Here is a 19370-nt window from a genome sequence, read left to right as displayed (position 1 = left end):
CCACGAAAGCCGGCTTGCCGGCGACCGCCCCACCCCTGTTTTCCCGGAGTACGCCATGGCTATCGCAGTGCCCCTCAACGACGGCGCAGGTAAAAGCCTCAAGCAGCGCCTCAAGCATGCCGAGCGGGTCAACCGCTGGAAGGCCCAGGCGTTGATCGCGCCGTTGGCGCTGTTCCTGTTGCTGGTGTTCCTGGTGCCGATCGCGGCGCTGCTGTACAAGAGCGTCGGCAACCCCGAGGTGGTCGCCGGCCTGCCGCGCACTGTCGAGGCGGTGACACAGTGGGATGGCAAGAGCCTGCCTGGCGAGGAGGTCTACAAGGCCTTGAGCGAGGACCTGGCCGAATCGCGCAAGAACCAGACCCTGGGCGACCTGTCCAAGCGCCTGAACATGGAGCTGGCCGGCTATCGCAGCCTGCTGGCCAAGACCGCGCGGGCACTGCCATTCAAAGAGCAGCCCGCTTCTTATAAAGATGCCTTGCAGACCCTCGATGAGCGTTGGGGCGATCCGGCCTACTGGCAGGCGATTCGCCGCAACACCAGCAGCGTCACGCCGTTCTACCTGTTGGCGGCCGTCGATCACCGCATCGACGATCTCGGTGAGCTGGCCAAGACTACGCCCGACCAGGCCATCTACCTTGACATCTTCGCCCGTACCTTGTGGATGGGGGTGGTGATTACCGTGATCTGCCTGGTGCTGGCCTACCCCCTGGCGTACCTGCTGGCCAACCTGCCGACCCGGCAGAGCAACCTGCTGATGATCCTGGTGCTGTTGCCGTTCTGGACCTCGATCCTGGTGCGGGTGGCGGCGTGGATCGTGCTGTTGCAGTCTGGCGGGCTGATCAACAGCGCACTGCTGGCGATGGGCATCATCGATCAGCCTCTGGAGTTGGTGTTCAACCGCACCGGGGTGTACATCTCGATGGTGCACATCCTGCTGCCATTCATGATCCTGCCGCTGTACAGCGTGATGAAGGGGATCTCGCCCAGCTACATGCGTGCGGCGATCTCCCTGGGCTGCCACCCGTTCGCGAGCTTCTGGCGGGTGTACTTCCCGCAGACATACGCAGGCGTGGGCGCCGGCTGCCTGCTGGTGTTCATCCTGGCCATCGGCTACTACATCACCCCAGCACTGCTGGGCAGCCCGAACGACCAGATGGTCAGCTACTTCGTTGCCTTCTACACCAATACCAGCATCAACTGGGGCATGGCCACCGCACTGGGCGGGCTGTTGCTGCTGGCGACCGTGCTGTTGTACCTGATCTATAGCTGGCTGGTCGGCGCCAGCCGCCTGCGCCTGAGCTGAGGAGCCTTGTCATGCTGAGCCCCTACATGTCGCCCGTAGAACGGGTGTGGTTCTACACCCTGCGCATCCTCTGCGGCCTGATCCTGCTGTTCCTGGTGCTGCCGGTGCTGGTGATCGTGCCGCTCTCCTTCAACAGCGGGAGTTTCCTGGTATACCCGCTGCAAGGCTTCTCGTTGCAGTGGTACCACGATTTCTTCGCCTCGGCCGAGTGGATGCGAGCGCTGAAGAACAGCATCATCGTCGCCCCGGCGGCCACGGTGCTGGCCATGGTGTTTGGCACCTTGGCCTCGATTGGCCTGACCCGGGGCGATTTCCCCGGCAAGTCGCTGGTGATGGCGCTGGTGATTTCGCCCATGGTGGTGCCGGTGGTGATCATTGGCGTGGCCAGCTACCTGTTCTTCGCTCCGCTGGGGCTGGGCAATAGCTTCCTGTCGCTGATCCTGGTGCATGCGGTGCTTGGTGTGCCATTTGTCATCATCACGGTGTCGGCCACCTTGCAGGGTTTCAACCACAATCTGGTGCGCGCTGCCGCCAGCCTGGGCGCGTCGCCGTTGCTGACCTTCCGTCGGGTGACCCTGCCGTTGATTGCGCCTGGGGTGATCTCCGGGGCGCTGTTCGCCTTCGCCACGTCGTTCGATGAAGTGGTCGTGACCCTGTTCCTCGCCGGCCCCGAGCAAGCCACGCTGCCACGCCAGATGTTCAGTGGTATCCGCGAGAACCTGAGCCCGACCATCGCGGCGGCGGCTACCTTGCTGATCGCATTCTCGGTGGTGCTGCTGCTGACCCTGGAGTGGCTGCGTGGGCGCAGCGAGAAACTGCGCACCCAGCAGCCCGCCTGATCTTCGGTTGTCTACGCTGGCCTCTTCGCGGGCAAGCCCGCTCCCACAGGATCTGCGAGCGCTGTACCTGTGGGAGCGGGCTTGCCCGCGAAGAGGCAAACACCGGTCGAACATAAAGATTCTGGGCGCTGCCGCACAGCCTTGATACCAATCAGCCCCGATCCGCTTCCCTGAGTTACAATGCGCGCCACCGTGATTCTGCCAACAGGTGCGCCATGCAGCCCTACGCTATTGCCCCCTCCATTCTCTCCGCCGATTTCGCTCGCCTGGGCGAGGACGTCGACAAGGTTCTGGCCGCCGGGGCCGACATCGTCCACTTCGATGTCATGGACAACCATTACGTGCCCAACCTGACCATCGGCCCGATGGTTTGCAGCGCGCTGCGCAAGTACGGCGTGACCGCCGCGATCGACGTGCACCTGATGGTCAGCCCGGTCGACCGCATCATCGGCGACTTCATCGAAGCCGGCGCCACCTACATCACCTTCCACCCGGAAGCGTCGCAGCACATCGACCGCTCGCTGCAACTGATCAAGGACGGCGGCTGCAAGGCCGGCCTAGTGTTCAACCCGGCCACCAGCCTGGACGCACTGAAGTATGTGATGGACAAGATCGACATGGTGCTGTTGATGAGCGTCAACCCAGGCTTTGGCGGCCAGAAATTCATCCCTGGCACCCTCGACAAGCTGCGCGAAGCCCGCGCGCTGATCGATGCCAGCGGCCGTGACATCCGTCTGGAAATCGACGGCGGGGTCAACGTCAACAACATCCGCGAGATCGCTGCCGCCGGTGCCGATACCTTCGTGGCCGGCTCGGCGATCTTCAACGCCCCGGACTACAAGCAGGTGATCGACAAGATGCGTGCCGAATTGGCCCTGGCACGCCCATGAGCGGCTTCGAGCAGCTGTTCCCGGGGACGCTGCCCAAGTTGGTGATGTTCGATCTGGATGGCACGTTGATCGACTCTGTTCCCGACCTGGCTGCTGCTGTCGACCGCATGCTGCTCGAACTCGGGCGCCCGCCTGCCGGGCTCGAAGCCGTGCGCCAATGGGTCGGTAATGGCGCCCAGGTGCTTGTGCGCCGGGCGCTGGCTGGCGGCATCGAGCACGAAGCGGTGGATGACGCGCTGGCGGAACACGCGCTGGCGCTGTTCATGGAGGCCTACGCCGAAAGCCATGAGCTGACGGTGGTCTACCCAGGTGTACGCGACACCCTGCGCTGGCTGAGCAAGCAGGGCGTGGAGATGGCGTTGATCACCAACAAGCCCGAGCGCTTCGTGGCGCCATTGCTCGACCAGATGAAAATCGGCCGTTACTTCCGCTGGATCATCGGCGGCGACACCCTTCCACAGAAAAAGCCCGACCCAGCCGCGCTGCTGTTCGTGATGAAGATGGCAGGCGTTTTGCCCTCGCAGGCGCTGTTTGTTGGCGACTCGCGCAGCGATGTGCTGGCGGCCAAGGCTGCCGGGGTGCAGTGCGTTGGCCTGAGCTATGGCTACAACCATGGCCGTCCGATCGATGAAGAAGATCCTAACCTCGTGCTCAGTGACCTGCGCCTGCTGCTGCCTGGTTGCTTAGTCACCGACACTGGGATAACGTTGGCGGACCTTCAAGCCCCGCACAGCAGAGACAACGACGTGGTGGTTACCGGCAAATTCTGGATGAAAGTCATCAAGGCTCTGGCCCGTTGGCGCTGGCGCGCCTGACTTTTGCTCGCCGGCGCCTGCCGGACCGTCCGCTTGCCCGACCCCATTGCTGCTTGCCACGAGGCTACCCATGACCCGCGAAGAATTCCTGCGCCTGGCCGCTGCCGGCTATAACCGCATTCCCCTGGCCTGTGAAACCCTGGCCGACTTCGACACGCCGTTGTCGATCTACCTCAAGCTTGCCGACCAGCCCAACTCGTACCTGCTTGAATCCGTGCAGGGCGGCGAGAAGTGGGGCCGTTATTCGATGATCGGCCTACCGTCGCGCACCGTGCTGCGGGTGCACGGTTACCACGTCAGCATTCTGCAAGACGGCGTCGAGGTGGAAAGCCTCGAGGTCGAGGATCCGCTGGCTTTCGTCGAGGCGTTCAAGGATCGCTACAAGGTCGCCGATATTCCGGGGCTGCCGCGTTTCAACGGTGGCCTGGTCGGCTACTTCGGCTATGACTGCGTGCGGTATGTGGAAAAGCGCCTGGGCGCGAGCCCCAACCCGGATCCGCTGGGGGTGCCTGACATCCTGCTGATGGTGTCTGATGCGGTGGTGGTGTTCGACAACCTGGCCGGCAAGATGCACGCCATCGTGCTGGTCGACCCGAGCGACGCGCAGGCCTTCGAGCAGGGGCAGGCGCAGTTGCAGGGGCTGCTGGAGAAACTGCGCCAGCCGATCACCCCACGTCGCGGCCTGGACCTCGGCGGCCCGCCAGCGGCTGAGCCTGCGTTCCGCTCCAGCTACACCCGCGAGGATTACGAAAACGCCGTCGGGCGCATCAAGGAATACATCCTGGCCGGCGACTGCATGCAGGTCGTGCCGTCGCAGCGTATGTCCATCGACTTCTCGGCGGCGCCCATCGACCTGTACCGCGCCTTGCGCTGCTTCAATCCGACGCCTTACATGTACTTCTTCAACTTCGGTGACTTCCACGTGGTCGGCAGCTCGCCGGAAGTGCTGGTGCGGGTCGAGGACAATCTGGTCACCGTGCGCCCCATTGCCGGTACCCGTCCACGCGGAGCCAGCGAAGAGGCCGACCGCGCCTTGGAAGACGACCTGCTGTCCGATGACAAGGAAATCGCCGAGCACCTGATGCTGATCGACCTGGGCCGCAACGACGTTGGCCGGGTCTCGGCTACCGGCAGCGTACGCCTGACTGAGAAGATGGTGATCGAACGCTATTCCAACGTGATGCACATCGTCTCCAACGTTACCGGCCAGCTACGCGAAGGGCTGACCGCGATGGACGCTTTGCGGGCGATCCTGCCGGCCGGGACCCTGTCGGGGGCGCCGAAGATCCGCGCGATGGAAATCATCGATGAACTGGAACCGGTAAAGCGTGGTGTCTACGGCGGGGCCGTTGGGTACTTCGCCTGGAACGGCAACATGGATACGGCCATTGCCATTCGCACCGCCGTGATCAAGGACGGCGAGCTGCATGTGCAGGCGGGCGGTGGCATCGTTGCCGACTCGGTGCCGGCACTGGAGTGGGAAGAAACCATCAACAAGCGCCGTGCGATGTTCCGCGCGGTGGCCCTTGCCGAGCAGACGTCCAAGGGCTGATCAGGCTGTGGTCAATGAGCCCGGGAGCCAAGACGCCCCCGGAGTCCCCCGTATTCAAGAGGTTCGTTCCACATGCTACTGATGATCGACAACTACGATTCCTTCACCTACAACGTCGTGCAGTACCTCGGCGAGCTGGGTGCAGAGGTCAAGGTCATCCGCAACGACGAGATGACCATCGCCCAGATCGAAGCTCTCAACCCCGAGCGCATCGTGGTCTCCCCTGGCCCTTGCACACCCAGCGAAGCCGGTGTGTCCATCGAGGCGATTCTGCACTTTGCCGGCAAGCTGCCGATTCTTGGCGTGTGCCTGGGGCATCAGTCCATCGGCCAGGCTTTCGGCGGTGATGTGGTGCGAGCCCGCCAGGTGATGCACGGCAAGACCAGTCCGGTCGTGCATCGCGACCTGGGCGTGTTCGAAGGCCTGAACAATCCGCTGACCGTGACCCGCTACCACTCGCTGGTGGTCAAGCGCGACACCCTTCCAGACTGCCTGGAAGTGACCGCCTGGACCGCGCATGCCGATGGCTCGGTCGACGAGATCATGGGCCTGCGTCACAAGACCCTGAACATCGAAGGGGTGCAGTTCCACCCCGAGTCCATCCTTACCGAGCAGGGCCACGAGCTGTTCGCCAATTTCCTCAAGCAGACCGGCGGCCGCCGTTAAGGAATGATCATGGATATCAAAACTGCGTTAAGCCGTATCGTCGGCCACTTGGACCTGACCACCGAGGAAATGCGCGATGTGATGCGCCAGATCATGACCGGCCAATGCAGCGAAGCGCAGATCGGCGCTTTCCTCATGGGCATGCGCATGAAGAGCGAGAGCATCGATGAGATTGTCGGTGCGGTGTCGGTGATGCGTGAGCTGGCTGACAAGGTCGAACTCAAGAGCCTGGATGGTGTGGTCGACATCGTCGGCACTGGTGGTGATGGCGCCAACATCTTCAACGTCTCCACCGCCTCGTCCTTCGTGCTGGCCGCTGCGGGCTGCACCGTGGCCAAGCATGGCAACCGCGCGGTGTCGGGCAAGAGTGGCAGCGCCGATCTGTTGGAAGCGGCCGGTATCTACCTGAACCTGACTCCGGTGCAAGTGGCTCGCTGCATCGACAGCCTGGGAATCGGTTTCATGTTCGCCCAGACCCACCACAGTGCCATGAAGCATGCCGCAGGCCCCCGTCGCGACCTGAGCTTGCGTACCTTGTTCAACATGCTCGGCCCGCTTACGAATCCGGCAGGCGTGAAACACCAGGTCGTCGGCGTTTTCACCCAGGCTCTGTGCCGTCCGTTGGCCGAGGTGCTGCAACGCCTGGGCAGCAAGCATGTGCTGGTGGTGCATTCCAAGGATGGCCTGGACGAATTCAGCCTGGCGGCGCCGACCTTCGTCGCCGAGCTGAAGAATGACCAGATCACTGAATACTGGGTCGAGCCCGAAGACCTCGGTATGAAGAGCCAGAGCCTGCATGGCCTGGCGGTGGAAGGTCCACAGGCTTCGCTGGAGTTGATCCGCGATGCCTTGGGCCGGCGCAAGACCGAGAATGGTCAGAAGGCCGCCGAAATGATCGTGCTCAATGCCGGCGCGGCGCTTTATGCTGCTGACCATGCCATGACCCTGGCCCAGGGTGTAGAACTGGCCCATGATGTGCTGCACACCGGGCTCGCCTGGGAAAAACTGCAGGAGCTTGGCGCCTTTACTGCGGTATTCAAGGTGGAGAACGAAGCATGAGTGTCCCGACGGTGCTGGAAAGGATCATTGCCCGCAAGTTCCAGGAAGTGGCCGAGCGAAGCGCGCGTGTCAGCCTCGCCGAACTCGAGGGTCTGGCCAAGGCCGCCGACGCCCCGCGTGGTTTTGCCAACGCGCTGATCGAGCAGGCCAAGCGCAAGAAACCGGCGGTGATCGCTGAAATCAAGAAGGCCTCGCCGAGCAAGGGCGTGATCCGTGAGAACTTCGTGCCGGCCGAGATCGCGGTCAGCTACGAGAAAGGCGGTGCCACGTGCCTGTCGGTGCTCACCGATGTCGACTACTTCCAGGGTGCCGACGAGTACTTGCAGCAGGCTCGCAGTGCGGTCTCGTTGCCGGTGATCCGCAAGGACTTTATGGTCGACCCCTACCAAATCGTCGAGGCCCGTGCCTTGGGCGCCGACTGTGTGTTGCTGATCGTCTCGGCGCTGGATGACGTGAAAATGGCCGAACTGGCCGCTACTGCCAAGGACGTCGGCCTCGACGTGCTGGTGGAAGTACACGACGGCGACGAGCTGGAGCGTGCGCTCAAGACCCTCGATACGCCGTTGGTCGGTGTCAACAACCGCAACCTGCACACGTTCGACGTCAGTCTGGAAACCACCCTCGACCTGCTGCCGCGCATCCCTCGCGATCGGTTGGCGATTACGGAGAGTGGCATCCTCAACCGTGCCGACGTCGAGCTGATGGAAATCAACGAGGTCTACTCGTTCCTGGTCGGCGAGGCGTTCATGCGTGCCGAGCAACCGGGCCTGGAGTTGCAGCGGTTGTTCTTTCCTGAACAGGTGAAGAAGACTGTTCAGGCACTGGACTGATCGAACCGAAGCCGGCGTTGCCGGCTTTTTCATGTCTGCGCGGCCTCTGTGGGAGCGGGCTTGCCCGCGAACGGGCCGTCAAGCATTACATCAAAGGTGGATCAATGACCGATCAACCCCTGTCCCTGACCGTCGAACAGGGCCTGCATGCCGAACAGGAACTGCTGGCTGCCGTGTGTCGCGGCGAGCGCGAAGCCGGCGTGTTGTTCTGGCGGCCCACCGACCATGCGCTGGTCATGCCCCGGCGCATGAGCCGGTTGGAGAACTTCGAGGCCGCTTGCGCGGAACTGGCCATCGCCGGTTGGCCGGTGCTGTTGCGCGAAACTGGCGGTGAGCCGGTGCCACAATCGCATTCGACGGTGAACGTGGCGCTGGTGTATGTCGCACCGCGCAGCGAGGGCGATCACGGGCGTATCGAGAATGCCTACGAGCGGCTGTGCCTACCTTTGTGCGACGTGCTGCGCGAGTGGGGCGGGGTGGCGTCGGTGGGGGAAATCGACGGCGCCTTCTGCGATGGTCGCTACAACGTCAACCTCAATGGCCGCAAGCTGGTCGGCACGGCCCAGCGCTGGCGCCAAGGTCTGGGGGGCAAGCGTCCGGTCGTGTTGGTGCATGGCGCGCTGCTGTTGGACAACGAACGCGAGTCAATGGTGGCAGCGGTTAATCATTTCAACGTGTGCTGTGGGCTGGAGCAACGCTGCCGGGCCGACAGCCATATCGCGCTGCATGAAGTGGCCCCTGAGGTACCTTGGTTCGAGCGCCTGTCGCAGGCGTATGCACAGGTGATCGCGGCTCTGCCGAGCGATTAACGGGTACCGTAGACCACCATGGTCTTGCCCTTGACGTGCACCAGGCTGCGTTCTTCGAGGTCCTTGAGGACGCGGCCGACCATCTCGCGTGAACAACCGACGATGCGCCCGATCTCTTGGCGGGTGATCTTGATCTGCATGCCGTCAGGGTGGGTCATGGCATCCGGCTGCTTGCACAGGTCGAGCAGGCAGCGAGCGACACGCCCGGTCACATCGAAAAAGGCCAAGTCGCCTACCTTGCGGGTAGTATTGCGCAGGCGCTGGGCCATCTGGCTGCCCAGGGCGTATAGGATGTCTGGGTCCTGGCGGCTGAGTTCGCGGAACTTGTCGTAGCTGATCTCGGCCACTTCGCATTCGGTTTTGGCACGCACCCAGGCGCTGCGCTGATTGTCCTGGCCTGCCGGCTCGAACAGGGCCAGTTCGCCGAAGAAGTCGCCGCTGTTGAGGTAGGCGATGATCATTTCATGGCCTTCGTCGTCTTCGATCAGGATGGTTACCGAGCCCTTGAGGATGAACGACAACGTCTCCGCCCGGTCGCCGGCGCAGATGATGTTGTGTTTGGCGGCATAGCGACGGCGTTGGCAGTGGGCCAAGAGCTTGTCGATGTTCTTGATCTTGGCGGGGAGAAGGACTGGGGACACCATCACGAAATCCTGTTCGATGCCACGCATGGGCTTGATTGAGGCTGTCTGGCGACATGTGCCAGTCGTTTGGCGCCAGCTTATCAGACAGTTCCCACGGTATCGGCATAAAAGCGCATCCTCTTGAGCTTTTCCGACGGCCTCGCAAGGTCTAAGCTGACACCCTTTTACGAAATTTGGAGTCCAGATAGATGAAGGCACGCATCCAGTGGGCCGGTGAAGCGATGTTCCTCGGCGAGTCGGGGAGCGGCCACGTGGTGGTCATGGATGGGCCGCCCGAAGCCGGGGGCCGCAACCTTGGCGTGCGTCCGATGGAAATGCTCCTGCTCGGCCTGGGTGGCTGCAGCAGCTTCGACGTGGTCAGCATCCTGAAGAAGTCCCGCCAAGCGGTGGAAAGCTGCGAAGCGTTCCTGGAGGCTGAGCGCGCCAGTGAAGACCCCAAGGTGTTCACCAAGATCCACATGAATTTCGTGGTCAAAGGCCGCGCCTTGAAAGAGGCTCAGGTGAAGCGGGCGGTGGAGCTATCGGCCGAGAAGTACTGCTCGGCGTCGATCATGCTCGAGCGCGCCGGGGTTGAAATCACCCACGGTTACGAGATCGTCGAGCTGAGTTGAGACAGCATCCGTCAGCGCGGGCCCGCCCCGCGCTGACGTGAGGGCGGCCTTAATGGCGCAATGCCGGCAAGGCTTGCTGCAACCATTGCGGCAACTTCCTACGCATTGACTGGCTGAACTGCTCACGTCGTTTCTGGTACAGCAACCCCAGCCCGATCACTCCCAGCCCGCTCAGCGTCACTAGCAGTGGGAACAGTAGGGAGTCGGCGAATACCTCGTAGGACAGATACCCTAGGTAGGCGGCTACCCCCATGGCGCCGAACACCATGAACAGCGGTCGGCGCAAGAGCACGGCCAAGGCCATCAGGCCCAGGTTGATCAGGCAGTAGAACAACTTGTTCCATTGGCTGGCGCTGTCTATCAGGGTCAGCCCGCCCCAAAAGGCGGCCAGTCCGGCGACGTAGCCCCAGAATGCATAGTCGCGTTCGGTTCGGCCATCCACGGCTATGAACACCAGCAGCAGGCCCAGGCCGAACCACAGCGATACCGTGCGTCGCTGCGTCCAACTGAGCAGGTCTCCGTAGATCCATTCGCTGAGGTCCATGGACATGAACCACAGGGCCACGGCAATGGGCATCACGATGAACGGGAAGGGGATCAGGCGCAGCATCAGCAAGCCGGCCACCACGGTGGCAGCTTCCATGAGCAGCCAGCCGCCCTGCACATAAGTGTAGTACCGGTGATAATCGTTTTGAGCATCTTCCTGCGGCCACCAGCCGACCAGGCGTTGCACGGCGAACACTGCCAGCGGAACGATGCTTACCGCCACAGCGGCCAGTACACCGGCGGCAACCGGCTGCTGGCGCCGGTGCAGGGACTTGGCGTAGAGGGTTATACCTACGATGTAGAGCAGGGCAACGGCCAGCAAGGCGATATCGCCGATGCTCATCCAGGCCAGGGTCAGCAGCCAGCCCATGGCGCCCATGATCAGCAGAGCACCGAAGTAAAAGGCCACATGGGCAAGCTGGAAGCTGCCGCCTGCTTGCGGTTGCTGGCCCAGGAACTCCAGTAGTGCGCGGTCTTGGCCCGGTTGCAGTACACCGGCGCTTACCGCGCGTGCCAGGTCCTTGGCATCGAAGCGTTGCATGCCGGGCGCCTCAGATACGGTAGGTGCTCTTGGTCATGACCTTGGCCAGCAGGCTCATGCCGAAGCGTACTGGGGCGGGGAAGCGGTAGCCGCCAGCTTCGAGGGCGGATTCGGCGTGGTGTTCTTCGTCCACGCGCATCTGTTCGAGAATTGCCCGCGACTTGCTGTCGTTCTCGGGGATCTGCTCCAGGTGTTCGTCCAGGTGCTTGCACACCTGATGCTCAGTGGCGGCGACGAAGCCCAGGCTGACCTTGTCGCTGACCAGGCCGGCGAGCGCGCCAATGCCGAACGACATGCCGTAGAACAGCGGGTTGAGTACGCTGGGGTGGCTGTTGAGTTGGCGAATGCGCTGCTCGCACCAGGCGAGGTGGTCGATTTCTTCTTCGGCCGCGTGCTCCATGGCCTTGCGCACCTGGGGCAACTTGGCGGTCAGGGCTTGACCTTGGTACAGCGCCTGAGCACAGACTTCACCGGTATGGTTGATGCGCATCAGGCCGGCAATATGGCGGGTCTGCTGTTCGTCGAGCGCGGCTTCGGGCTGGATGATCGCCGGCGACGGGCGAGACGGTTGGCCGCTGAAAGGCAGCAAGGTGCGCATGGCGGTATCGGCCTGCAGCAACAAGCGGTCGAGCGGCGAGTAGTGACGTTCGGTAGCCATCGGGCACCTCCGCTGAAGTGATGCCCGACAGTCTACCTCAAAGCCCAGGGGAGGGCTTGCCTTGGGTCAGCCCGGTGGCCAGTTCATCTGGCGTTGGCCAAGCACGTGCATATGGATGTGGTAGACGGTCTGGCCGCCCTTGGGGTTGCAGTTCATGACCACGCGGAAGCCTTCTTCGCAGCCCTGTTCCACGGCCAGGCGCTGTGCGGTGAACAAGATGTGGCCGGCCAGGGCCTTGTCGGCTTCGGTCAAGTCGTTGAGGGTCGGGATGTGCTTCTTGGGGATGACCAGGAAATGAACCGGCGCCGCTGGGGCGATATCCTTGAAGGCCAGGATCTGGTCGTCTTCGTAGAGGATATCCGCCGGGATTTCCCGGTTGATGATTTTCAGGAATAGATCGTCCACAGCACGTGCTCCAGGGTGAGTGTGGCCCCGAGTGTACTGAGCCGGGTGCCGCTCGCCCAGTGCTATTGCACGTCAACCGGGCAGTAGCGGCGGTGGATTACACCCGCCAGTTTGCGCGCGAGCCAGCGCGGCAACAGGCGCGGCGCGAAGGCCAGCCAGCGGTTGCGGCGACCGGGCAGGATCAGTGTCTGGTTCTTGTCCAGCGCGCGCACGGTATACAGCGCGATCTCTTCGGGGCTTGGGCTGCTGTTGTCCAGGCGTGGGATGCGACGGCGCGAGGAGCGTACCGGTCCTGGGCACAGTACCGAGACCTTGATCCCAGTGCGTCGCAGCTCTTCGCGCAGGGCCTCGCTGAAGCTGAGCACGTATGCCTTGCTGGCGGCGTAGGCTGCCATCCACGGACCTGGCGCGACCCCCGCGAGGCCTGCGACATTGAGGATTTGCCCACCGCCTTGCACGGCCATCAGGTTGCCGATGGCGTGGCACAGCCGGCTCATTGCCAGGATGTTGACCTCAAGCAGGTCCTGCTCGTCGGCCCACTCGTGGGCCAGGAAAGGGCCGTAGGTGCGTTGACCGGCGCAGTTGACCAGCAGGTCGATGCGCCGCTCGCCCTCTTCGAGTTCGAGTACGAAGCCTGACAGACGTAGCGGCTGGCTGAGGTCGCAGGCACGCAACAGCACCTCAACGCCAAAGCGCTGGGTGAGTTCGATGGCCACTGGCTCCAGCGTCTCCCGCTGGCGTGCCACCAGGATCAGGTTGCGCCCGCGCCGTGCCAGGGCTTCCGCCAGGGCCAGGCCCAGGCCGCTGGAAGCTCCAGTGATCATGGCGTAACGGGTCATGCAGGGCTCCAGGCTGCGAGAGGGGCGCCTAGTGTACAGGCTGGCGGTTTTGCTACAAGGCGTTACAGCGCAGCGGGCTGGCGTCATTCAGCGCGTTTCGTACGCCAGGCCATGGCGTTCGAACAGCCCGGCCTGCGACGTTGCTTGAACGCGGCAGGCAAGGGCATGGCGTAACGCCTCTGAGTGGCCGGGCGACCTCAGAATGGTTTGACCACCACCAGAATCGCAATGCCCAGCAACAAAAGTACCGGTACTTCGTTGAACCAGCGGTAGTAGACGTGGCTGCGGGTATTGGTGCCAGCGGCGAAGCGCTTGCGCTGGGCGCCGCAGATGTGATGGTAACCGGTCAGCAGCACCACCAGGGTGAGCTTGGCGTGCAGCCAGCCTTGGCTCAACCAGCCGGGATTGAGGTAGAGCATCCAGCCGCCGAACACGTAGGTGGCGATCATCGCCGGGTTCATGATGCCGCGGTAGAGCTTGCGCTCCATGGTGATGAAGCGCTCCTGGCTGATGCTGTCCTGGCTCTGGGCGTGATAAACGAACAGGCGAGGCAAGTAGAAGAGGCCGGCGAACCAGCACACCACGCTGACGATGTGCAGCGCCTTGATCCATAGATAAAGCATGAACGGTTCCTTCAGGTTTTCACGGTCGTCCGAATAGTAGTGGCCAAGCGCCGAAGGGTCATGCGAAGAGTTGTTACAGGCGTCTCGCGCCCCTATTATCGTGCGCTTTCCAGTCGGCTCGTTGATAAGGGGCAAGCGTTATGATCAAGGTCGGTATCGTCGGCGGCACGGGGTACACCGGTGTCGAACTGTTGCGTCTGTTGGCGCAGCACCCACAGGCCGAAGTGGCGGTCATCACCTCGCGTTCTGAAGCGGGCGTGGCGGTTGCCGACATGTACCCGAACCTGCGCGGCCACTATGACGGCCTGTGCTTCAGCGTGCCGGACAGCAAGACCCTGGGCGCCTGTGACGTGGTGTTCTTTGCCACTCCGCACGGTGTCGCCCATGCCTTGGCCGGAGAGCTGCTGGCCGCCGGTACCAAGGTTATCGACTTGTCTGCCGACTTCCGCTTGCAGGACGCGGTGGAGTGGGGCAAGTGGTACGGTCAGCCGCATGGTGCGCCGGAGCTGCTGGCCGATGCAGTCTATGGCTTGCCCGAAGTGAACCGCGAGAAAATTCGCCAGGCGCGTCTGATCGCCGTGCCGGGTTGCTATCCGACCGCGACTCAACTGGGCTTCCTGCCTCTGCTGGAGGCTGGGCTGGCCGACCCAGCGCGCCTGATCGCCGACTGCAAGTCAGGTGTGAGCGGCGCAGGCCGTGGCGCTGCGGTGGGGTCGCTGTTCTGTGAAGCGGGAGAAAGCATGAAGGCCTATGCGGTCAAAGGCCACCGCCACCTGCCGGAGATCAGCCAAGGCCTGCGCCAGGCTGCCGGCAAGGATGTTGGCCTGACTTTCGTGCCGCACCTCACGCCGATGATCCGTGGCATCCACGCCACGCTGTACGCCACCGTCGCCGATACATCGGTCGACCTACAGGCGCTGTTCGAGAAGCGCTACGCCAATGAACCGTTCGTCGACGTGATGCCAGCTGGTAGTCACCCGGAAACCCGTAGCGTGCGTGGCGCCAACGTTTGCCGTATCGCCGTTCACCGGCCACAGGGCGGTGACTTGGTGGTGGTGCTGTCGGTTATCGACAACCTGGTCAAGGGCGCGTCGGGCCAGGCAGTACAGAACCTGAACATCCTGTTTGGTCTGGACGAACGCATGGGGCTGAGCCACGCCGGCCTTCTGCCCTGAAGCAGCGACTCGCTGCACGCTACAAGCGGCAAGCAAGCATGACGCGTTTGGCTTGCAGCTTGTAGCTGGTCACTTGCCGCTTTCATATTGTTGACCGATTTTCTCGGACAAGCGGATAATACGCCCCATCGAGTTTTATGGCGGCAGTGCGCCGGGAGAGTCAACATGAGCGTCGAAACCTTCACCCCCACGGCTTTGGAGTTCACACCTGGCGCTGCAAACAAGGTGAAGACCCTGGTCAGCGAAGAGGGTAACGATCGTCTGAAGCTGCGTGTATTCGTGACCGGCGGCGGTTGCTCGGGCTTTCAGTACGGCTTCACTTTCGATGAAGACGTCGCTGAAGACGACACCATCGTCGAGCGCGAAGGCGTGGCGCTGGTGGTCGATCCGATGAGCTTCCAGTACTTGGCCGGTGCCGAGGTGGACTACCAGGAAGGCTTGGAAGGCTCGCGCTTCGTGATCAAGAACCCGAACGCCACCACCACCTGCGGGTGCGGCTCTTCGTTCTCGATCTGATCGCTGTCGGGCAATGCAAAACGCCGCGCTATTGCGCGGCGTTTTGCATTCTGTGGATTGACTACGCCGGGTAGATGGCGCCCAGCACGCGCAGGCCTTTGGCGGCAGTCACGCTCGGACGGTTGGCGGGTACCCCCTCAAGGCAGCAGTGCGCCAGCCACGCGAAGGCCATGGCTTCCACCCAGTCTGGATCAATGCCGTGGGCGGCAGTGCTGGCGACCTTGGCAGTTGGTAGCAGCTGCCCAAGGCGATTCATCAGCGCACCGTTGCGCGCGCCGCCACCGCATACCAGTAGTGCTTCGGTGTCACGCTGGGCCTGACACAACGACTCGACGATGCTGCGTGCGGTCAGTTCCAGCAGGGTGGCTTGCACATCTTCGTCGCGGTAGCACGGCAGGCGGGTGAGGTGAGCGTCCAGCCAGGTCAGGTTGAACACTTCACGGCCTGTGCTTTTGGGGCCTGAGCCTGCGAAGAATGGGTCGCTCAGCAGTGCGCTGAGCAGCGGTGCTTGCACCGAGCCGCTGGCCGCCCAGGCGCCGTCGGCATCGTATACCTGGCCGCGCTTGCGCTCGATCCAGGCGTCGAGCAGCACGTTGCCTGGCCCACAGTCGAAGCCGTGTACCGGGCGATGGCGTTCGATCAGGCTGAGGTTGCTGAAACCGCCCACGTTCAAGATCGCCAGGCGTTGCCCTAGATGCCCGAACAACGCTTCGTGGAAGGCCGGGACCAAAGGGGCGCCCTGGCCGCCGGCAGCCACGTCGCGGCGGCGAAAATCAGCCACCACGCTAATCCCGGTCAGCTCTGCCAGCAGGGCCGGGTTGCCGATCTGTACCGTGAAGCCGCGAGCCGGTTCGTGGCGAATGGTCTGGCCATGGCTGCCGATGGCACGCACCGCGTCTGCCGCGAGGCCGTGGTTTGTCAACAGGTGATGGATACCTTGCGCCGCAAGGCTGGCCCAGCGGTTCTCGGCCAAGGCTGCGCGGGCGATCTCGTCAGGGCCACTGGCGCACAGGGCGAGCAGGTCCTGGCGCAGGTCGGCGGGCATGGGGATGTAGTGGGTGGCGAGCAGGTGGGGCTGCTCGCGTTGTTCGATCAGGGCGATGTCCAGGCCGTCGAGGCTGGTACCGGACATCACCCCCAGGTAGTACGCCATGGGGTCAGCGCTTGTTCGCGGCGAGCAGGCTGGCCTTTTCCTGATCCATGCGTGCGATCAGTGGTTGGCTCTGCTGGTTGAAGCGTACGCGCTCGGCCTTGGCGATTGGATCTGCCATCGGCACCTTCTGGCTCAGGGGGTCGACATGCACGCCATTGACCTGGAACTCGTAGTGCAGGTGTGGCCCGGTAGACAGGCCGGTGGTGCCGATATAGCCGATCACCTGGCCCTGCTTGACCATGCTGCCGGTCTTGATGCCCTTGGCGAAGCCCTGCATGTGGCCGTAGAGGGTCTTGTATGAGTTGCCGTGGGCAATGATCACGGTATTACCGTAGCCACCGCGACGGCCGGCCAGTTCGATTCGGCCATCGCCTGCTGCCTTGATGGGCGTGCCGCGTGGGGCGGCGTAGTCGACGCCTTTATGGGCGCGGATCTTGTTGAGGATCGGGTGCTTGCGGCCAGCCGAGAAGCGCGAGCTGATGCGGGCAAAGTCCACCGGGGTGCGGATGAAGGCCTTGCGCAGGCTGTTGCCGTCTGCGGTGTAGTAATTGGTGTTGCCTTGCTTGTTGGTGTAACGCACGGCGGTGTAAGTCTTGCCGCGATTGGTAAAGCGTGCGGAGAGAATGCTGCCGGTGCCGACCACCTTGCCGTCCATGATCTTCTGCTCGTACACCACATCGAATTCATCGCCTGGGCGGATGTCCTGGGCGAAGTCGATGTCGTAGCCCAGGATGCGTGCCATCTCCATGGTCATGCTATGGGACAGGCCAGCGCGCTGGGCGGAGGCCGACAGCGAGCTCTTGATGACGCCGTGTGCGTATGCAGTACGCACCACCGGCTTACTGACTTCGCGATCGAAGTTGTAGCCTTTGTCGGTGCGGGTCAGGCGGATGGTTTCGAGGTTGCTGACTTTGCTGTGCAGGCTGGCCAGTTGGCCGTCCTTGTCCAGCTCGAACTGAAGGACCTGGCCATGCTTGAGCTGGCTGAACTGCTTGGCTTGCTTGTTACTAGCCAGGACGTCGTGAACGACGTTGGCCGGCAGCCCGACCTTATTGAACAGGGTCGAGAGCGTATCACCCCGGGCCACGACGACCTCGCGGTGGCCGGGGGCTTTGTCGTCCTGCTTGGCGACGGCGGTAGGCTGGTTGTCGGATCCGGCTGCCTCGGATGGATCGCCTTCGATCTGGGCGAAGGGGGAATCGTTGTCCTGGCCGGATTGCACCAAGGGTGCCGTGCGAGATTCGTCCTTGAGCTGGTCGGCCGGGCTTTCCAGTTCGAGGCTCAGGGTGGTTTTCTTGGCTTCCACTTCGCTGGAAGGGAACACCAGCAAGGCCAGGCTGAGAAGCGCGGCGATTCCGCTGGCGGCCAACAGATGGCTTTTCGGATAAAGCGGCGGCGCTTTAGGCGTTTCGTTGGTCATAGGTGAGGTGACTTTGAAAAAGGTGAAATGGAAAAGATGAATGACATGATGAAGATGAAATAACTGTATAAAATATAACCAAATCCAATCTCACGCAAGGGCGCGTAGACGTTGCGTCACGCCGTTCGGGTCACATTCCGTTGCGAAACTTGTATTTGATGGCCGATCTTGTATGGTTGGCTCCCCTTGAATCTGAGCCTTGCGGGTCTGTCTATGAAGTCGGTTGAAGAGCAGCTGGCGCTTATCAAGCGCGGTGCGGAAGAGGTATTGGTCGAGTCTGAACTGGTGGAGAAGCTCAAGCGCGGCCAACCACTGCGCATCAAGGCGGGCTTCGACCCTACCGCGCCTGACCTGCACCTGGGGCATACGGTGCTGATCAACAAGCTGCGCCAGTTCCAGGAGCTGGGTCACCAGGTTATCTTCTTGATCGGTGACTTCACCGGCATGATCGGTGATCCGAGCGGCAAAAGCGCCACGCGTCCGCCGCTGACCCGCGAGCAGGTGTTGGAGAACGCCGAGACTTATAAACAGCAGGTGTTCAAGATTCTCGACCCGGCCAAGACCGAGGTCGCGTTCAACTCCACCTGGATGGACTCGCTATCTCCGGCCGACTTCATTCGCCTGGCTTCGCAGTATACGGTTGCGCGCATGCTCGAGCGCGACGACTTCGATAAGCGCTACACCACCAATCAGCCAATCGCCATCCATGAGTTCCTGTACCCGCTGGTGCAGGGGTATGACTCCGTGGCGCTGAAAGCGGATGTCGAGCTCGGCGGTACCGATCAGAAGTTCAACCTGCTGATGGGGCGCGAGCTGCAGCGTGCTTACGGCCAAGAAGCGCAGAACATCGTCACCATGCCGTTGCTCGAAGGGCTCGATGGCGTGAAGAAGATGTCGAAGTCGCTGGGCAATTATGTCGGTATCCAGGAAGCTCCTGGTGTGATGTACAGCAAGTTGGTGTCGATTCCGGACACGCTGATGTGGCGCTACTTCGAGCTGCTGAGCTTCCGTTCGATGGAGGAGATCGAGCAGTTCCGTGCTGATGTAGCCAATGGCGCGAATCCGCGTGACATCAAGATCAAGCTAGCCGAAGAGATCGTGGCGCGCTTCCATGGTCAGGAGGCGGCAGCCAATGCCCATCGTGCTGCGGGTAACCGCATGAAGGATGGCGAGCTGCCTGAGGATTTGCCGGAGGTTGAGGTTGTTGCGGCTGAAGACTTGCCGATTGCTGCCGTGTTGAACCGGGCAGGCCTGGTAAAAAACTCGGCGCAGGCGCGTGATTTGCTCGCCGGTGGTGCGGTCAAGGTTGATGGTGCTGTGGTCGAGCGTGACTTCATGTTTGTCGTGGGGGCCACTCATGTGTGCCAGGCGGGCAAAAAGTCCTTCGCGCGGGTTACCCTTAAAGCAGAGTGACGGTTTAGCGTTCTCTATATAAGGAAGCGGGGAGGCCGACAGGCCTCCCCGCTTTGTTTTTCG

At 62.4% G+C, this 19370-nt stretch carries 21 protein-coding genes; 13 read left to right on the top strand and 8 right to left on the bottom strand.

Translation table 11 applies throughout. The features are described 5' to 3' along the window. Positions 1–55 precede the first annotated feature (55 nt). From FEM01_RS15365 to FEM01_RS15320, 9 genes are all read left to right on the top strand, one after another. Entirely contained in the window at positions 56–1303 is a 1248-nt protein-coding gene (locus tag FEM01_RS15365) for an ABC transporter permease (RefSeq protein ID WP_138220344.1), read from the top strand. A gap of 11 nt (positions 1304–1314) precedes the next feature. After that, the gene (locus FEM01_RS15360; protein ID WP_138220343.1) at positions 1315–2142 is read left to right on the top strand and encodes an ABC transporter permease; all 828 of its coding nucleotides are present in this window, start codon (positions 1315–1317) and stop codon (positions 2140–2142) included. A 215-nt stretch (positions 2143–2357) separates the two neighbouring features. Further along, entirely contained in the window at positions 2358–3032 is a 675-nt protein-coding gene (rpe, locus tag FEM01_RS15350; RefSeq protein ID WP_138220342.1) for a ribulose-phosphate 3-epimerase, read from the top strand. Beyond that, positions 3029–3847 carry a phosphoglycolate phosphatase gene (locus tag FEM01_RS15345; RefSeq protein ID WP_138220341.1) on the top strand — a complete coding sequence of 273 codons (819 nt, stop codon included), beginning with the start codon at positions 3029–3031 and terminating at the stop codon, positions 3845–3847. Before rpe ends, FEM01_RS15345 begins: the two co-directional genes overlap by 4 nt. Before the next feature lie 70 nt (positions 3848–3917). After that, the gene (gene trpE, locus FEM01_RS15340; protein ID WP_138220340.1) at positions 3918–5399 is read left to right on the top strand and encodes an anthranilate synthase component I; all 1482 of its coding nucleotides are present in this window, start codon (positions 3918–3920) and stop codon (positions 5397–5399) included. A 72-nt stretch (positions 5400–5471) separates the two neighbouring features. Beyond that, positions 5472–6065 carry an aminodeoxychorismate/anthranilate synthase component II gene (locus FEM01_RS15335; RefSeq protein ID WP_138220339.1) on the top strand — a complete coding sequence of 198 codons (594 nt, stop codon included), beginning with the start codon at positions 5472–5474 and terminating at the stop codon, positions 6063–6065. A 9-nt stretch (positions 6066–6074) separates the two neighbouring features. After that, positions 6075–7124, top strand: coding sequence for an anthranilate phosphoribosyltransferase (gene trpD / locus FEM01_RS15330; protein ID WP_138220338.1), 1050 nt, complete (start codon positions 6075–6077; stop codon positions 7122–7124). Beyond that, positions 7121–7954 carry an indole-3-glycerol phosphate synthase TrpC gene (gene trpC / locus FEM01_RS15325; RefSeq protein WP_138220337.1) on the top strand — a complete coding sequence of 278 codons (834 nt, stop codon included), beginning with the start codon at positions 7121–7123 and terminating at the stop codon, positions 7952–7954. The genes trpD and trpC overlap by 4 nt, the downstream gene beginning before the upstream one ends. Before the next feature lie 104 nt (positions 7955–8058). After that, positions 8059–8763: a lipoate--protein ligase family protein gene (locus tag FEM01_RS15320; RefSeq protein WP_138220336.1), complete on the top strand. Its 705-nt coding sequence runs from the start codon at positions 8059–8061 to the stop codon at positions 8761–8763. Here FEM01_RS15320 and crp read toward each other — a convergent pair. Continuing rightward, positions 8760–9407: a cAMP-activated global transcriptional regulator CRP gene (crp, locus tag FEM01_RS15315; protein ID WP_138220335.1), complete on the bottom strand. Its 648-nt coding sequence runs from the start codon at positions 9405–9407 to the stop codon at positions 8760–8762. The two genes, FEM01_RS15320 and crp, sit on opposite strands and share 4 nt — an antisense overlap. Positions 9408–9595: 188 nt before the next feature. Between crp and FEM01_RS15310 the strand changes: the two genes are divergently transcribed. Beyond that, positions 9596–10018 (top strand): OsmC family protein, encoded by a 423-nt coding sequence (locus FEM01_RS15310; protein WP_138220334.1) that lies wholly within the window; start codon positions 9596–9598, stop codon positions 10016–10018. Between the two features lie 49 nt (positions 10019–10067). Here FEM01_RS15310 and FEM01_RS15305 read toward each other — a convergent pair whose 3' ends face one another. From FEM01_RS15305 to hemJ, 5 genes are all read right to left on the bottom strand, one after another. Further along, positions 10068–11105: a DUF2157 domain-containing protein gene (locus FEM01_RS15305; RefSeq protein WP_138220333.1), complete on the bottom strand. Its 1038-nt coding sequence runs from the start codon at positions 11103–11105 to the stop codon at positions 10068–10070. 10 nt (positions 11106–11115) lie between these two features. Then, positions 11116–11763, bottom strand: coding sequence for a 2-polyprenyl-3-methyl-6-methoxy-1,4-benzoquinone monooxygenase (coq7, locus tag FEM01_RS15300; RefSeq protein ID WP_138220332.1), 648 nt, complete (start codon positions 11761–11763; stop codon positions 11116–11118). 66 nt (positions 11764–11829) lie between these two features. Next, a complete protein-coding gene (locus FEM01_RS15295; protein ID WP_138220331.1) occupies positions 11830–12168 on the bottom strand; it encodes a histidine triad nucleotide-binding protein in 339 nt (112 codons plus the stop codon). Between the two features lie 62 nt (positions 12169–12230). Next, entirely contained in the window at positions 12231–13007 is a 777-nt protein-coding gene (locus FEM01_RS15290; protein WP_138220330.1) for an SDR family NAD(P)-dependent oxidoreductase, read from the bottom strand. A gap of 197 nt (positions 13008–13204) precedes the next feature. Then, a complete protein-coding gene (gene hemJ / locus FEM01_RS15285) occupies positions 13205–13630 on the bottom strand; it encodes a protoporphyrinogen oxidase HemJ (RefSeq protein WP_138220329.1) in 426 nt (141 codons plus the stop codon). Positions 13631–13770: 140 nt separating this feature from the next. Here hemJ and argC point away from each other — a divergent pair, with 140 nt between their 5' ends. Continuing rightward, positions 13771–14805 carry an N-acetyl-gamma-glutamyl-phosphate reductase gene (gene argC / locus FEM01_RS15280; RefSeq protein WP_138220328.1) on the top strand — a complete coding sequence of 345 codons (1035 nt, stop codon included), beginning with the start codon at positions 13771–13773 and terminating at the stop codon, positions 14803–14805. A gap of 165 nt (positions 14806–14970) precedes the next feature. Continuing rightward, on the top strand, positions 14971–15321 hold the full coding sequence (gene erpA, locus FEM01_RS15275) for an iron-sulfur cluster insertion protein ErpA (RefSeq protein WP_138220327.1): 351 nt from the start codon (positions 14971–14973) through the stop codon (positions 15319–15321). A gap of 61 nt (positions 15322–15382) precedes the next feature. Here erpA and FEM01_RS15270 read toward each other — a convergent pair whose 3' ends face one another. Together FEM01_RS15270 and FEM01_RS15265 are read right to left on the bottom strand one after the other, a co-directional pair. Beyond that, positions 15383–16474, bottom strand: coding sequence for an anhydro-N-acetylmuramic acid kinase (locus FEM01_RS15270; protein WP_138220326.1), 1092 nt, complete (start codon positions 16472–16474; stop codon positions 15383–15385). A gap of 4 nt (positions 16475–16478) precedes the next feature. After that, positions 16479–17894, bottom strand: a complete 1416-nt coding sequence (locus tag FEM01_RS15265) for a peptidoglycan DD-metalloendopeptidase family protein (protein ID WP_138220325.1) — start codon at positions 17892–17894, stop codon at positions 16479–16481. Between the two features lie 213 nt (positions 17895–18107). Between FEM01_RS15265 and tyrS the strand changes: the two genes are divergently transcribed. Further along, positions 18108–19307 carry a tyrosine--tRNA ligase gene (tyrS, locus tag FEM01_RS15255; protein WP_138220323.1) on the top strand — a complete coding sequence of 400 codons (1200 nt, stop codon included), beginning with the start codon at positions 18108–18110 and terminating at the stop codon, positions 19305–19307. Positions 19308–19370: the final 63 nt, after the last annotated feature.

This window comes from Pseudomonas mosselii (genome assembly GCF_005796105.1).
Classification (GTDB): domain Bacteria; phylum Pseudomonadota; class Gammaproteobacteria; order Pseudomonadales; family Pseudomonadaceae; genus Aquipseudomonas; species Aquipseudomonas mosselii_C.
The sequence above is the reverse complement of the archived record's forward strand: the minus strand, read 5'-3'. Positions and strand labels throughout refer to the sequence as shown.

Coding starts and splice junctions, on each gene's coding strand:
- FEM01_RS15365 (WP_138220344.1), top strand. CDS start 56: ATGGCTATCGCAGTGCCCCTCAACGACGGCGCAGGTAAAAGCCTCAAG.
- FEM01_RS15360 (WP_138220343.1), top strand. CDS start 1,315: ATGCTGAGCCCCTACATGTCGCCCGTAGAACGGGTGTGGTTCTACACC.
- rpe (WP_138220342.1), top strand. CDS start 2,358: ATGCAGCCCTACGCTATTGCCCCCTCCATTCTCTCCGCCGATTTCGCT.
- FEM01_RS15345 (WP_138220341.1), top strand. CDS start 3,029: ATGAGCGGCTTCGAGCAGCTGTTCCCGGGGACGCTGCCCAAGTTGGTG.
- trpE (WP_138220340.1), top strand. CDS start 3,918: ATGACCCGCGAAGAATTCCTGCGCCTGGCCGCTGCCGGCTATAACCGC.
- FEM01_RS15335 (WP_138220339.1), top strand. CDS start 5,472: ATGCTACTGATGATCGACAACTACGATTCCTTCACCTACAACGTCGTG.
- trpD (WP_138220338.1), top strand. CDS start 6,075: ATGGATATCAAAACTGCGTTAAGCCGTATCGTCGGCCACTTGGACCTG.
- trpC (WP_138220337.1), top strand. CDS start 7,121: ATGAGTGTCCCGACGGTGCTGGAAAGGATCATTGCCCGCAAGTTCCAG.
- FEM01_RS15320 (WP_138220336.1), top strand. CDS start 8,059: ATGACCGATCAACCCCTGTCCCTGACCGTCGAACAGGGCCTGCATGCC.
- crp (WP_138220335.1), bottom strand. CDS start 9,407: ATGGTGTCCCCAGTCCTTCTCCCCGCCAAGATCAAGAACATCGACAAG.
- FEM01_RS15310 (WP_138220334.1), top strand. CDS start 9,596: ATGAAGGCACGCATCCAGTGGGCCGGTGAAGCGATGTTCCTCGGCGAG.
- FEM01_RS15305 (WP_138220333.1), bottom strand. CDS start 11,105: ATGCAACGCTTCGATGCCAAGGACCTGGCACGCGCGGTAAGCGCCGGT.
- coq7 (WP_138220332.1), bottom strand. CDS start 11,763: ATGGCTACCGAACGTCACTACTCGCCGCTCGACCGCTTGTTGCTGCAG.
- FEM01_RS15290 (WP_138220330.1), bottom strand. CDS start 13,007: ATGACCCGTTACGCCATGATCACTGGAGCTTCCAGCGGCCTGGGCCTG.
- hemJ (WP_138220329.1), bottom strand. CDS start 13,630: ATGCTTTATCTATGGATCAAGGCGCTGCACATCGTCAGCGTGGTGTGC.
- argC (WP_138220328.1), top strand. CDS start 13,771: ATGATCAAGGTCGGTATCGTCGGCGGCACGGGGTACACCGGTGTCGAA.
- erpA (WP_138220327.1), top strand. CDS start 14,971: ATGAGCGTCGAAACCTTCACCCCCACGGCTTTGGAGTTCACACCTGGC.
- FEM01_RS15270 (WP_138220326.1), bottom strand. CDS start 16,474: ATGGCGTACTACCTGGGGGTGATGTCCGGTACCAGCCTCGACGGCCTG.
- FEM01_RS15265 (WP_138220325.1), bottom strand. CDS start 17,894: ATGACCAACGAAACGCCTAAAGCGCCGCCGCTTTATCCGAAAAGCCAT.
- tyrS (WP_138220323.1), top strand. CDS start 18,108: ATGAAGTCGGTTGAAGAGCAGCTGGCGCTTATCAAGCGCGGTGCGGAA.